This is a genomic window from Arcobacter sp. ISO1, assembly GCF_058105185.1.
This window is the reverse complement of the sequence record NZ_CM176573.1, coordinates 1,126,039-1,139,669: the sequence shown is the minus strand read 5'-3', so window position 1 is coordinate 1,139,669 and position 13,631 is coordinate 1,126,039. Positions and strand designations below refer to the sequence as shown.

The 13,631-nt window shown below is 26.5% G+C and carries 12 protein-coding genes; 5 read left to right on the top strand and 7 right to left on the bottom strand.

All coding sequences use genetic code 11. From position 1 onward, the window contains the following. Positions 1 to 6 precede the first annotated feature (6 nt). Genes AC2TY9_RS05655 through AC2TY9_RS05645 form a run of 3 tightly spaced genes read right to left on the bottom strand, consistent with a single transcriptional unit; the run spans position 7 to position 2,741 of the window. Positions 7 to 1,287 carry a response regulator gene (locus tag AC2TY9_RS05655; RefSeq protein ID WP_489779962.1) on the bottom strand — a complete coding sequence of 427 codons (1,281 nt, stop codon included), beginning with the start codon at positions 1,285 to 1,287 and terminating at the stop codon, positions 7 to 9. Continuing rightward, positions 1,274 to 2,014, bottom strand: a complete 741-nt coding sequence (locus AC2TY9_RS05650; RefSeq protein WP_489779961.1) for a response regulator transcription factor — start codon at positions 2,012 to 2,014, stop codon at positions 1,274 to 1,276. Before AC2TY9_RS05650 ends, AC2TY9_RS05655 begins: the two co-directional genes overlap by 14 nt. A 43-nt stretch (positions 2,015 to 2,057) precedes the next feature. Beyond that, on the bottom strand, positions 2,058 to 2,741 hold the full coding sequence (locus tag AC2TY9_RS05645) for a helix-turn-helix domain-containing protein (protein WP_489779960.1): 684 nt from the start codon (positions 2,739 to 2,741) through the stop codon (positions 2,058 to 2,060). Between the two features lie 174 nt (positions 2,742 to 2,915). Here AC2TY9_RS05645 and AC2TY9_RS05640 point away from each other — a divergent pair, with 174 nt between their 5' ends. Genes AC2TY9_RS05640 through AC2TY9_RS05625 form a run of 4 tightly spaced genes read left to right on the top strand, consistent with a single transcriptional unit; the run spans position 2,916 to position 8,501 of the window. After that, positions 2,916 to 4,712 (top strand): response regulator, encoded by a 1,797-nt coding sequence (locus tag AC2TY9_RS05640; RefSeq protein ID WP_489779959.1) that lies wholly within the window; start codon positions 2,916 to 2,918, stop codon positions 4,710 to 4,712. Then, complete coding sequence (locus AC2TY9_RS05635) at positions 4,709 to 5,833, top strand: FIST signal transduction protein (RefSeq protein WP_489779958.1); 1,125 nt, start codon at positions 4,709 to 4,711, stop codon at positions 5,831 to 5,833. The genes AC2TY9_RS05640 and AC2TY9_RS05635 overlap by 4 nt, the downstream gene beginning before the upstream one ends. Beyond that, entirely contained in the window at positions 5,827 to 7,386 is a 1,560-nt protein-coding gene (locus AC2TY9_RS05630; protein WP_489779957.1) for a sensor histidine kinase, read from the top strand. The genes AC2TY9_RS05635 and AC2TY9_RS05630 overlap by 7 nt, the downstream gene beginning before the upstream one ends. Next, entirely contained in the window at positions 7,386 to 8,501 is a 1,116-nt protein-coding gene (locus AC2TY9_RS05625) for a sensor histidine kinase (protein WP_489779956.1), read from the top strand. The genes AC2TY9_RS05630 and AC2TY9_RS05625 overlap by 1 nt, the downstream gene beginning before the upstream one ends. A 3-nt stretch (positions 8,502 to 8,504) precedes the next feature. Here AC2TY9_RS05625 and AC2TY9_RS05620 read toward each other — a convergent pair whose 3' ends face one another. The 4 genes from AC2TY9_RS05620 to AC2TY9_RS05605 are packed head-to-tail and all read right to left on the bottom strand — an operon-like array spanning position 8,505 to position 12,296. Continuing rightward, positions 8,505 to 10,088 (bottom strand): DUF8569 domain-containing protein, encoded by a 1,584-nt coding sequence (locus AC2TY9_RS05620; protein WP_489779955.1) that lies wholly within the window; start codon positions 10,086 to 10,088, stop codon positions 8,505 to 8,507. Positions 10,089 to 10,101: 13 nt separating this feature from the next. Next, on the bottom strand, positions 10,102 to 10,716 hold the full coding sequence (locus AC2TY9_RS05615) for a lysophospholipid acyltransferase family protein (RefSeq protein WP_489779954.1): 615 nt from the start codon (positions 10,714 to 10,716) through the stop codon (positions 10,102 to 10,104). Further along, on the bottom strand, positions 10,716 to 12,032 hold the full coding sequence (miaB, locus tag AC2TY9_RS05610) for a tRNA (N6-isopentenyl adenosine(37)-C2)-methylthiotransferase MiaB (RefSeq protein ID WP_489779953.1): 1,317 nt from the start codon (positions 12,030 to 12,032) through the stop codon (positions 10,716 to 10,718). The genes AC2TY9_RS05615 and miaB overlap by 1 nt, the downstream gene beginning before the upstream one ends. 21 nt (positions 12,033 to 12,053) lie before the next feature. Beyond that, positions 12,054 to 12,296, bottom strand: a complete 243-nt coding sequence (locus AC2TY9_RS05605; protein WP_489779952.1) for an HP0268 family nuclease — start codon at positions 12,294 to 12,296, stop codon at positions 12,054 to 12,056. A 154-nt stretch (positions 12,297 to 12,450) separates the two neighbouring features. Here AC2TY9_RS05605 and nusA point away from each other — a divergent pair, with 154 nt between their 5' ends. Then, positions 12,451 to 13,626: a transcription termination factor NusA gene (gene nusA / locus AC2TY9_RS05600; RefSeq protein ID WP_489779951.1), complete on the top strand. Its 1,176-nt coding sequence runs from the start codon at positions 12,451 to 12,453 to the stop codon at positions 13,624 to 13,626. Positions 13,627 to 13,631 lie beyond the last annotated feature (5 nt).

The following is a 13,631-nucleotide window of genomic DNA, read 5'->3' as shown; positions in this document are numbered from 1 at the left end:
AAGTTTTTACTTAAAAATACCACCTTTTTTTATTTTTAAATCACCATTTTCTTTTTGTAAATTTGAAACTAAATCTCTTAGTTCATTTATTCTTTTTTGATTTTCAATCTCTTTTTCTATTAGACTCGAAACCTCACCCTCTTTTGAATCATACATAGATTGCATAGATTTTAAATCATTTTCTAATTTTAAATTTCTAGTTTTTAAAGCATTTAAAGATTTATACATATCATCAAACTGTTTTGACTTATCTTGTTTTGCCATAATATCCATTTTATTGTGTTGTAAATTACTACTTTCATATGCTTCTAACTGCTTTAACAATGCCTTTCTCTTATCTTCTGAAATTCTAGCTTTCTCCTCTAATACAGTAAAGGTTTTTTGAGTTTCAAGTAATCTTTTATCAAGGTTTTCTTTATCAGTTTTTAATTTTCCAATTGTTTTTTTATACTCAGTTAACTGTTCAATAAATCTTTTAAAATTTTTTCTTTTCTCTTGTTCCTCTTCAGTTACTAAAAATCTAACAGCCATATACTCAATAATATTTTCTCTATTTATATCAAAAATTGGAAAAATTTTTGTATTTACAAAATATGTAGACCCATCTTTTGCTATATTTTTATGGGTACCATTCCATATTTTACCCTCTTTTATAGTAGTCCACATATCTTCAAAAAAAGATTTATTTACGTCTGGGTGACGGACAATATTATGGGGAGAGCCTATTAACTCTTCTCTTGTATATCCTGAAACTTCACAAAAACCATCATTTACAAAGGTGATTTTACCTTTTAAATCAGTTTTTGAAACTAGTGCTTCTTGATTTATAATCTCTAAATAATTATCTAATTCTATTTTTTGAGATTGGAATTTCTTCTCTAAATTTAGATTGTTGCAAATTTTATCTAGTTTTTTTGTAATCTCTTCTAGGTCAATAGGTTTTAAAATATATTCAGTAACCTGTAAAGAGATGGCCTTTATAATATTCTCACTTTCATTTCTTGCTGTAATAAAAGCGCACGGAACTTCACTATCAAACTCTCTGATTTTTTCAAGCATCTCAAGTCCGTCCATTTTTGGCATATTGATATCACTTAATATAAAATCAAATTTTTCCCCGCTATTAAATGCCTCTTGATATTTTAAAAAACCATCAAGTCCATTTTCACATAATTCAACTTCTTCAAATCTTCGTCTAAGAAATTTTCCTAATTTTTGTCTAGCTAAATCTTCATCTTCAACAAATAAGACTTTTAGTTTTTCTTTTTCTAATTTAACTTCTTCCATCTTTCATCCTTAGCTTATATCCAAAGCCATACATATTCTCAATATTTAAATCTGCTATTTTAACTCTTAATCTTGAAATAAGATTTTTCAAATTTGCGATTGCCGATTCTAAATCTTTTATATCATCCCAAATAGAATTAATAATATCATCTGTATTTACTACTCTATTGATATTTTTACATAAAATATCAATTAGTTGCAACTCTTTTTTTGTTAATTTAACTGTATTGTTATCTTTATATAAAACTTTTTCTTGAATATCCCATTCATAATCATTTTCTAATAATATAGAGCTTTTTTCACCTATCAAAAAACTTTTTTTATAACTTTTATTTAAAGTTTTTTCAATACTTTGAAGTAAGGGCTCCACATCAATAGGTTTTAAAATATAATCATTGATATCAAGTTTTACTACATCTAGTAACTGTTTAACATCAAGTTGAGCAGTTAAAAAGATAAAAGGCAACAATTCATCAATATGCCTTACATTTTTTAGTAAATCAACTCCATCCATTATTGGCATATTAATATCACTAATTACTAAATCAAAAGCTTTACCCCTTAAATAAAAGTCCCTAATTATCATTAAAGCATCATCACCATTTTTTGCCATGATAATATTATTATAAACCCTATTTAATATCTTTAACAACTTAACTTGAGTGTCATATTCGTCTTCTACTAGAAGTATTCTTGCATTTTTTTTGTAATTTACTATATTTTCCATAACCTAATTCTATTAATAAATCGTATTATAATGGTATCATAAATTAGTAAATTTTATAATCATTAATAATATATCCTTGATTTGATATATTTTTGATTATTTCATAATATGATTTTTCTCTAATTTTATTAACAACATTTCTCATGCTATAAATTGAACACTTTTTACCTTTCCATACGCTTTCTATTATTTTTTCATATGGAACTATCCTATTTTTATTTTCAAGTAAGACTTTTATAAAGTTAGTTTCTAGGTTTGTTAAACCAACTTCCCAATCTTTAAAATAAAATCTATTTTTCCTCATACAAAAAGAGTAATCGTGATTAAAATATAGCTTACTATTTTTTTTCATTGTCATAGCAATATAAATATCAATATACTCTAATTGTTCATTTTTTAAAATAATATTATTTAAAGGAACATTTTCAATATATTCTAATATTGAAAACTCTAAATTAGAAGAGATATAAATAATTGGTACATTAAGATTTTTTAGTTTATCATTAAATAATGAGCAATCAAGATACTGTACATCAAAATAATCAATATCAATAATAACCATATCATACAATGAAAAATCTGACTTATAAATAGAATCATTTATATGAAACCTTTTTACCAATGGTGTAAGTTTTTCATTTATTCTATTTATTGCCTTATTGTCTTTTGTTAAAAGAAGTACTCTCTTAGAATTTAGAAAGTTAATATTAAAAATCTTCTTAGTCATCTAAAACTCCTAGTTATTTTAAGTTATTATAACAATTAAGAATATTTAAATAATATCTTTTGCTATGATTAAATAATACTTTTTTGATACCTTTATAAATTAAATCAAAGCAAAAATATAATGATACGATTGGAATACTCTTTTACTCTATAATTACATTACAAGGAGTATAAGGTGATTAAAAATAATTATCTGAAAAGTTTAAATATATTATATGTAGAAGATGAACCTGCTACTGCAAAAAAGTTTTTATCTATTTTAAAAAAAATATTTAATGAGGTTTTTTATGCTCCCAATGGAAAAGAAGCCCTTGATATTTTTTACAGTAACAATATTAATATAATCATTAGTGATATTAATATGCCAATTGTGAATGGTTTAGAATTAGCAAAAAAAATTAGAGAAACAGATACAAATATTCCTATTGTATTAATCTCTGCAAGAAATGAAAGTGATACACTATTACAAGCAATTGATTTAAATATTGATAGTTATATTTTAAAACCAATCTCTCTTGATGGTTTTATAGAAAAAATTAATTCAATAAGTAAAAAAATTGAGGCAAAAGAAAATCAAAGAATATTGGATCAATATAAACAAGTTATAGATGATGCTTCAATTGTAGTAAAATTTGATTTAGATGGGAAAATTACATATATAAATAAACAATACTCAAAAGTATCTGGCTTCAATTTTGATGAAGTTAGTAAAAATTATTTTAATTTCAATCAACATAATGATGAGAAATCAAGTGTTTATTTAGAACTTTGGGAAAGATTAAGAAAAAAAGAGCAATGGAAAGGTAGACTAAAAAACTATACAAAATATAAAAACGAATATATTATTGACTCTATCATTATTCCAATTGTAGATATCAACAACAATCTAAAAGAGTATATCTCAATCTCAAATGATGTTACTGACCAAATCTCATTAAACAATCTTTTAGATATAGAGATAAAAAGTTACCAAGATAATCTTACAAATAAAAGTCATCTATTAGCAGAATATCAAAGGGGATTCAATGAAATCACCTCAATTGCAAAAATTGATAAAGACTTTAATATTATTACTATAAATACAAAATTTTTAAAAATCCTAGAATTAAAAAGAAGAGATTTAATAAATAAAAACTTCTTTAGTTTTATTAATTCAGAAGAGAATAATTGTATTAAATTATTAGAGAACTTAGAAAATAAAATAGCTTCAGAACAAATAGTTATCTTTGATACAAAAAAAGAAAAAAAACATATTGATATTAATATTTCACCGGTTTTAGATTCTAATAAAAATATTATTGAATACTTAGTTGTAGCAAATGATTTAACTCAAAGTATAAATTTACAACTTGAGATTGAATTAACTCAAAAAGATGTTATTTTAACTTTGGGTGAAATAGGTGAGCAAAGATGTAATGAAACAGGAGACCATATAAAAAGAGTTTCAAAATATTCATATCTCTTAGCAAAAAAACTAGGGCTTTGTGAAGAGGAAGCAAATTTAATACAATTAGCAGCCCCTATGCATGACATTGGTAAAATAGGGATTCCTGATTCAATTTTACATAAAAAAGGCAAACTTACAAAAGAGGAGTTTACAATTATGAAAACCCATACAACAATTGGTTTTGATATGTTAAAAAATTCTCAAAGAAAAATTATGAAAGCAGCTGCAATTATCTCCCATGAACACCATGAAAAATGGGATGGAAGTGGATATCCAAGGGGCTTAGTAGGTGAAGGTATTCATCTTTATGGAAGAATTTTATCTGTTGTTGATACCTTTGATGCCTTAGGTAGCCAAAGATGTTATAAAAAAGCTTGGGAGCTAGATGATATTTTAGATTATTTAAAAGAAAAAGCAGATAAAGATTTTGACCCTAAACTAATTGATATATTATTAAATAATATAGATGAATTTCTAAAAATCAAAAAAGAGTTTACTTTTGAGGTGCAAGGAGAGGTAGCATGAAAAATATAAAGTTATATAAAAACTTAGAAGAGTTTATATCAATAAATCAAAACTGCCAAAAAGAGTACTATCTCCTTGTGGCTGAAAATTGTGACTTTGATTATAAAAAATTACAAGAATCTAGTATTAAATTTTATGGTGCAATTGTTACTCAAGTAATCTATAATAACTCAAATTATGATGATGCTTTTATTGTTTGTGAGCTTCAAGATGAAAAAATAAATTTAATTGAAAACTTAGAAAATCCTATTTTAACAGAAAATGATTATAAAGATGCCAGTTCATTACTAGTCTTATTAGATGGTTTAAGTGCAAATATAACCACTTTTTTAGATTCTTTGTTTAATATTTTACCTTTAAATGTTGAGATTTTAGGTGGGGGAGCTGGAAAGTTAACACTAAAACAAGAACCAGTAATATTTAGTAATGATGGTATTTATGAAAATGCTGCATTAACTATTGTAACAAAATCAAAACTTTTTATTGGTGTTGAAAATGGATGGGAATTTTTAGAAGGGCCCTTTATGGTAACTTCATCAAATAAAAATATTTTGAAATCTCTTAATTTTATGGATGCCTTTGAAGTGTATAAGAGTGTTGTTGAAGAAGACTCAGGACTTAAATTTAATAATGCCTTCGAAACTTATAAAAATGTTGTGGAAAAAGAGTCAGGGGAAGAAATTACAGAAGATAATTTCTTTGATATAGCAAAATCTTATCCCCTTGGAATTGTAAAATTCAATAAAGAGATTATTGTAAGAGACCCTATTGCAAAAGATGAAAAAGGGAATATGATATTAGTTGGTGATTTAGAGCAAAACTCAACTATAAATATTTTGAAGGGTAATAAAAGTTCTTTAATTGAATCATCAAATAATGCAATTAAAAAAGCATTAGAATCAAATAATAAAAAGTTAAAGATAAAAAACGTAGTATTATTTGATTGTATTTCAAGATGTATCTTTTTAGAAGATGATTTCAAAAAAGAACTAAATGAAATCAAAAAACAAGTTGATGATGAAACATTATTTGGAGCTTTAACTTTAGGTGAAATTGCAAATAATGGAAATGAATATATTAATTTCTACAATAAAACTTGCGTGGTAGGTGTCTTATGCTAGTACAAAATCTTGCTACAACATATAAGTGTTATAGTTCCATTGGAAATTCTTTAGATTTAAAGGAGATGATGGATCAAACTTTAAAGACCTTTGTAAGTGAAACTTATGCTATCTTTGCTCAATATTGCATCAAAAATGAAGAGGGTTTTTTAGTTAAACTCTCTACCTTTGGTAAAATTGATAGTTTTAATCCAAATGATTATTCTCACTATAAAGATGAAATTAAACTTGTAGTTGAAGAGGATAGAAAGGTACTTATAATAAAACTTGATTTTGGTTCTATATATTTGATTACTAAAAATATGGAAGCTCAATGTTCATTTTTTATCTCAATGTTTGAAAGTTTTTTACAAAAACTAAATATGAGTGTACAAGCTTGTGTAAATGTTCAAAAGATGCAAAAGGCAAATAAACTTTTAAAAGAACAGAAAAAAGCATTAAGGGAAGCAAATAAAGCAAAGGATGATTTCATGGCCAATATGAGTCATGAGTTAAAAACCCCGCTAAACTCAATCAATGTTATCTCATCGGTAATGAAAAAAAATAAAGATGGTTCACTAAACGAAAAACAGATTAAAAATCTAGAGATTATAAATAGTTGTGGAAACTATCTATTAACTTTGATAAATGATGTTCTTGATATTTCGAAGCTTGAAGCAGGAAGAATTAATACAAACTATTCAAAAATTAATTTAAAACAAACAATAACTGAAGTTTATGAGATGTTTTTACCACAAGTAAAAGAAAAAGGTGTAAAACTATTTTTCAATTTTGAAGATACTATTAGTCATATTTGTAGTGATGACCATAAAATTAAACAAATAGTTAAAAACCTTTTAAGTAATGCCTTAAAATTTGTTGGAGATGGCTCAATTTATCTAAATGTAAAAGATGAAGATGATTATGTGACAATTAGTATAAAAGATGAAGGTATTGGAATACCTAAAGAGAAACTTGAAAATATTTTTGACAGATTTAAACAAGCAGACACTACAACAACAAGAAAATATGGTGGTACTGGTTTAGGTTTAGCAATATGTAAAGAGATACTTGATTTATTAAAAGGAACTATATATGTAAAAAGTGAAGTTGAAGTAGGGACAACTTTTTATGTAACCATTCCTAAAAATCTAGATAATTTATTAAATATGGATTTATTGGATTTAAATAATGAACATGATTTAGAAAACGTTAATATCCCTTTAAATCTTGATAATTTAAGTGAAAATGAAAGTAAAGAAACAGTTGTAGTTTATAACACAAACCCCCTAGAATTTTTCAAATTGATAATAGACTTACAAAAAGATTTTGAGATAATTCAAGTTTTCAAAAAACATGAACTTAAAAAAGTAGCAAATAATGATGTCGAAAAAATTATTATTGATATAGATACAGTTGATAAAGATGAATTAAACGATATTATTTTAGAATATGGAGAAAAACTAATTATTTTAACGGAAGATGAAAACTTACAATATTCAAAAGATATTGAAATAAATGTTGCTTTAAAAAATGAGATAAATTCTATAAATAAGAAAATAAAAGGAATATAATGGAAAATAGATTCTCTATACTAATAATTGATGATGTTGAAGAAAACATATATTCATTAAAACTTCTTATTGAAGAATTTGATGTTGATATTTATAGTGCCTTAAGTGCTAGCGAAGGAATTGCAATTCTAACAAAACACTCCGTTGATTTAATCCTTTGTGATATCCAAATGCCAGATATTGATGGTTTTCAATTTGCTGAATATCTAAAAGGGATAGAAAGTTTAAAAAATATCCCTATTATATTTGTTACAGGTATTTATGACAAAGATTCTTACCAACAAAGAGGTTATGACCTTGGGGCTATTGAATATATTACAAAACCAATTGATGATGTTTTACTAACTTCAAAACTAAAGGTTTATATTGAGTTATTTAATAAAAACAAAGAGACAAAAGAATCTTTAGAATTAGCAAATAAACTAGTTGTTCATAATACAAAAATGGCAAGTATTGGAGAGATGATTGGAGTTATTTCTCACCAATTAAAACAACCATTAAATGTTCTTTCTTTATATTGTGAAGATATTAAATATTCATATGATTATGGTGACTTAGATAGAGAAACAGTTGATGATTTTTCTGTAAATACAAAAAAACAAATTCATCATATGAAAGATACAATTGATGGTTTTTTAGGTTTTTTCAATCCAAATAAACCAAAAGAAAACTTCTCAGTGATTGGATCTTTAAAAGATTCATTAGCACTAATGCATTCACATTTAGATAAAAACAAAGTAGAACTTCATGAAAAATTTGAAGATGACTTTTTATTAAATGGTATTACTATGGAACTTTCTCAAGTGGTGATGAACTTTATAACAAATTCAATCCAAGCTTTCAATGAAAGAAAAATTGAGCAAAGAAATATAGAGATTAGATGCTATAGTGAAAATGGTAAAAACTATATCACTTTTACAGATGATGCAGGTGGAATCAAAGAGGATAATCTAGAAAAAATATTTGACCCATATTTCACAACAAAAAATGAAGGTAGCGGTATTGGATTATATATGGTTAAACTTGTAATCACAAAAACATTTGGTGGAAATTTAAGTCTTGAAAATTTTGAGAAGGGTGTAAGATTTATTTTAGAGTTTGACAAAGTAGATTAATTTCTACTTTGGTTGATGAAACTGTAAGATAAACTCCACTTCAATTCCAGCTGCAGTTTTTATAAAATTAACTGGATATGAAATATTTATTGAATATAACTCATCATTTAATCTATTAATCAATTCGAAAAACTCCAATGGGTTTTGTATAACAACATTAACTAAGTAATTAAAAGTTACAACATCAGATTTAAAACTTGATTTAAAAGTTACAATCGCGTTTTCAGGAAGTAAAATTTTCATTTGCTCCGTAACTCTAATAATTGGCATAAACTCATTTTGAATATATATATCTTTATAATCTTTTAATACAGGTTTTTCTTTTTCTCTTAAGCCCTCTGCACTAATAGTAGCTTCTAAAATAGGTGTTTTATTTTCCTCTTTAAATTCAATTTGTGAGACAATATAAGATTTAAGTAATTCTGGTTGTAAAATTTTAATAAAAGTATCTTTATTTAAAAGATTTATATCCATTTTTATGTAGTTTCTTTCAAGACTTAGTTCATTTAAGACAACATCATAAGGGATTATTTCTAAAGCTTTTAAAACCCTTGTTTCAACAAAAGAATTTTTTTCAATATGATCTGGCAGATTAATTGGTTCTACGTTCCTTAACCTTTGCTCTTTTTGATTCTCTTGAGTATTTATTTTTGAAACTTGATTAAATAATTCTGTTATAGGTAAAAAGTAGTATCCCACACCTAAAATCAACGCTATCATAATTATAGATATAAAAAATGTTTTTAGTGAGTTTTTAGGCTTAATTCTAGGTTTTATAAAACTTTTTACACCATGAGAATCTTTTGAGAGTTGAAAAAGCTCTTCATCAACAGAGATAGGATGATATGAAAGCTCTAGCATGAAGTCATCACTCATATGTTGAATTTGTTCTTCTGAAATAAGTTTTAGATTATAAAGAATAGAAACCTTTTCAATAAACACATTTTTTGTAATAGTATAAAACTCTTCAATTGTGTTCTTGATAAGTTCATGAATTTCTAAAGCATAAACCTCATCATAAAGTTTTTGTCCCATTATCTCATTTTCATAAAATTCACTTTGTTTTATCTCTTCAAAAGCTGTAACATCAACTCTTTTATTAAAGATAATCTCACCTTTAGAGTTTAAAATAAAACAAAAAGCTTGGTTATTAAATAAAAGAATTAAAAGATTGTTATGGCAAGGGTTTTGCTCAATATGTAAATTTAAAATATGATATGCGGAAAAGATATAATCAATACCACATTTTTCAAAGAAGTTTTTCGATTCAAATAGCGTGTTTTTAGATACGGCTATATTATATTCATCATTTAAAGGTGATATTACATAATCTTTTGGTTTAGGTTGATTCTTTTTAAGAAGTCTTGTTTCGTCTTGTAAAAGAAGTGTTGAGATAAAAGTGCTCTCAGTTTGCTCTTGTTGCGTGTTAATCTTTGTAGCTATATCTCGACCAAGAATATCATCTTTTACCACAAATGTTGAGCTATTAGTTTCAACTATATCATTATTACTTAATTTTTTATAATTTATTTTTAGTTGTGTTTTATATTTTATAGCATTTATATACAAAGACTCTTTAGCAAACATAAAACTTTTTATCCTAATTTATGGCATTTATGAGCATTTTGTTTTTTATAATCTCTTTAGCTTCTTCATTTTCAAGATTACTAACATCCAAAGGCTCACTTATAAAAAATTCCAATGTACCAAATGGCTTTGGAACAATAAACTTATCCCAAGAGTTAAACTGCCAATATTTTGTACACTTACAATTAAATATCAATATTTTAGCATTTGTTTTCTTATGAATAGCGACAATTCCATCTGCAACAGAATGTCTAGGTCCTCTAGGCCCATCAGGAGTAATCGCTATATCGTCTCCGCCTTTAATCTCTTTAATTGCAGAAATCAGTGCTTTTGCTCCACCTTTTGAGCTTGAACCTCTAATTGAATCAATCCCTAAATACTCTACTGTTTTTGTAATTGCTTCACCATCTTTATGCTCACTGATCATAGCACTTACTTTTCCTGATGGTTTTAATTTTTGATAGTTGAATGGTTGCATTAGAAGTTCACCGTGCCAAAAGGCTACGATGAAAGCTTCATTTTTATCTATATTTGGGTGGTGGTAAACTTTTTTACTAGTTAAATAGATCACTCTTACAATAAGTTGCATTATAAAAGGTACAACTTTTGTTACTAAAAAAAGTTTCATTAATTTACCACTTCACCTTTTAAAGCAGTCCTTGTTGCATCAGTTATCTTAACATCCACAAGTCTTCCTAAAAGTTCATCACTTCCTTTAACAAAAACCTGACAATAATTATCAGTAAATCCCATAACTTCACCATTTGGTTTTAAAGTATCAAACAAAACAGTTACTGTTTTTCCAACATTTAAATTCATTAATTCACTTTGATGCTCTTTATGAAGTTCAATAACTTCAATTAATCTTTTACTTCCAATCTCATCAGGAATCTCTAAATCTTTTAATTCTAAAGCTTCAGTATTTGGTCTTGGAGAATATTTGAAATTAAAAATCTGGTCAAATTTAACTTGGTTTATAACATCAATAGTATCTTGAAAATCATCTTCAGTTTCCCCAGGGAAAGCTACAATAATATCAGTTGTAATCCTAACATCAGGAATCATATCTCTTATTTTTTTAGCTCGCTTGATAAAACCTTCTTTAGAATATCCTCTTTTCATAGCCTTTAAAATAGACGTTGAACCACTTTGTAGTGGCATATGAATACATTTTGAAATCTTTGGGTTTTTTGCAAACTCTTCAATAAACTCATCGTCCATATGTAATGGATGTGGTGAAGTAAATCTAATTCTTTCAAGCCCTTCAATTTTTGAAACTTCTTGAAGAAGTCTTGTAAATGAAGTTTTTTCTCTTTTATCTGAGAATCTTTTCCCGTAAGAGTTTACATTTTGTCCTAATAAAGTAACCTCTTTGGCTCCTTTATCAACATCTTTTTGTACTTGTTCAACAATCATTTCAATTGGAATAGAGATTTCATCACCCCTAGTTGCAGGAACAATACAAAAAGTACATTTCTTATCACATCCAATTGAGATGTTTACAGAAGTTTTATAAAGGTTATGTGAATTTTGTGCAAATTGATAAGTAGAATCATCATAATCAATATCTATCTCAATTGCACCTTTTTTATCGACAACATCTTTAATTTTTGAAATATTTCTAGCACCTAATACAAAATCAACATAAGGTGCTCTTTTCATAATATCTTCACCTAAATGTGAAGCTGTGCAACCACAAACTCCAATTTTGGCATTATCTTTTTTCTTTACATTAAATTGCCCTATTTCTGAAAAAAGTTTAGAAACAGGTTTTTCTCTAACTGAACAAGTATTAATAATAATTAAATCTGCATCTTCCATATTGTCAGTTGTAGAGTAATTTTTATGCTCTTTTAATTCAGCAATAATATGTTGGCTGTCAGTATCGTTCATCTGACAACCAAGTGTTTGTATAAATAGTTTTTTTTCTTCTTGTTTACTCATTAAGTTTTTTAATTCCTTATCTTATAAAGCATGAACCTCATACATATATTCATCATCTGCAAGTCCATATTTAACTTCTCTAAAATACACATTAAAACCTTCATCTTCCAAAGAGTCAACAAGCGCCATCATGTCTTTATGAGAATTATCTTTATCAAAATAAAATATTTTTTCACCTAAGCTTTTTAATTCTTCTTTAACTTTGTCTAGTTGTACTTTTTTTGGCTTTTCACTTAACTCATTTCTTGCAAGTAATAATTCCATCTCAATAAACCCTTATCTTTTTAAATTAGCTAAATAGTTTATCTTAAAATTGCTTTAATTTCTATAAAAGCTGTTTTTAGATAATATATCATCCTACTCTCACATTGAAAATCAAAATATTACATTTCAATGTTAAAAAAACAGAAGGTTACTAATGGACAAAATAATAGATATTTTAGACTCTATTGCCTATGAAAAAGGTCTAAAAAACGAAGATGTTGAAACAGCATTAAAAGAATCGTTAATTAAAACTGCTGAAAAAATGGTTGATGCAACTCTTAGATATGATGCAGAGATTGATAGAAAAAATAAAAAATTAGAACTATTCCAAAAAATTGAAGTTGTTGAAAATGGCGACGAAAGATTAATCGAAGATGGTGTTGATAAATACGATAACATTATCAGTAAAGAAAACTTTATCTCAATTGATGAAGCAAAAGAGATTGATGATAGTTTAGAAATCGGAGATTTTGTAAATTACGATTTAGAATTTGAAAACATGGGAAGAAATGCAGCAACTATTCTTCACAATAACTTCGAATACAGAGTTCAAAGATTTTTAGAAGAGTCGCTACTAAGCAAATATAAAAATAAAGTTGGAAAAACAATTAGTGGTACTGTAACAAGGGTTGATAGACAAGAAAATACCTTTGTAGAAATTGGTGAAGTTAAAGGTATGCTTCCAAGAAAAAGTAGAATTAAAGGTGAAACTTTTAGAGTTGGAGATACAGTAAAAGCTGTTGTTAGAGGTGTAAACATCGATAAAACAAATGGTTTAATTGTTGAAATTTCTAGAACATCTCCAAAATTCTTAGAATCACTTTTAGCTTCAGAAGTTCCAGAATTAAAAGATGGAATTGTTTCAATTGAAGCAAGTGCTAGAATTCCAGGAAGTAGAGCAAAAATCGCACTTTTATCAACTGATGCAAATGTAGACCCAATTGGTTCAATTGTTGGTGTAAAAGGTGTTAGAATTAGTGCTGTTTCAAAACAATTAAGTGGTGAGAACATTGACTGTGTTGAATACTCAACAATTCCTGAAATGTTTATCTCAAGAGCTTTATCTCCTGCAATTATTTCAAGTGTAGTTATTGAAAAATATGCAGAAGATAATGAAAAAGGTAAGGCAATTGTTACAATTCCAAATGATCAAAAATCAAAAGCTATTGGAAAAGCAGGTTTAAATATTAGACTAGCATCAATGCTTACAAAATATGAAATTGAGTTAAAAGAGATTGGTGGAGCTTCTGTTCAAGGTGGAGAACAAAATAATTCACAAGAACAAGAAAAAGTAACAGATACAGCAAGTTTAGAGGCACTATTTAAATAATGAAA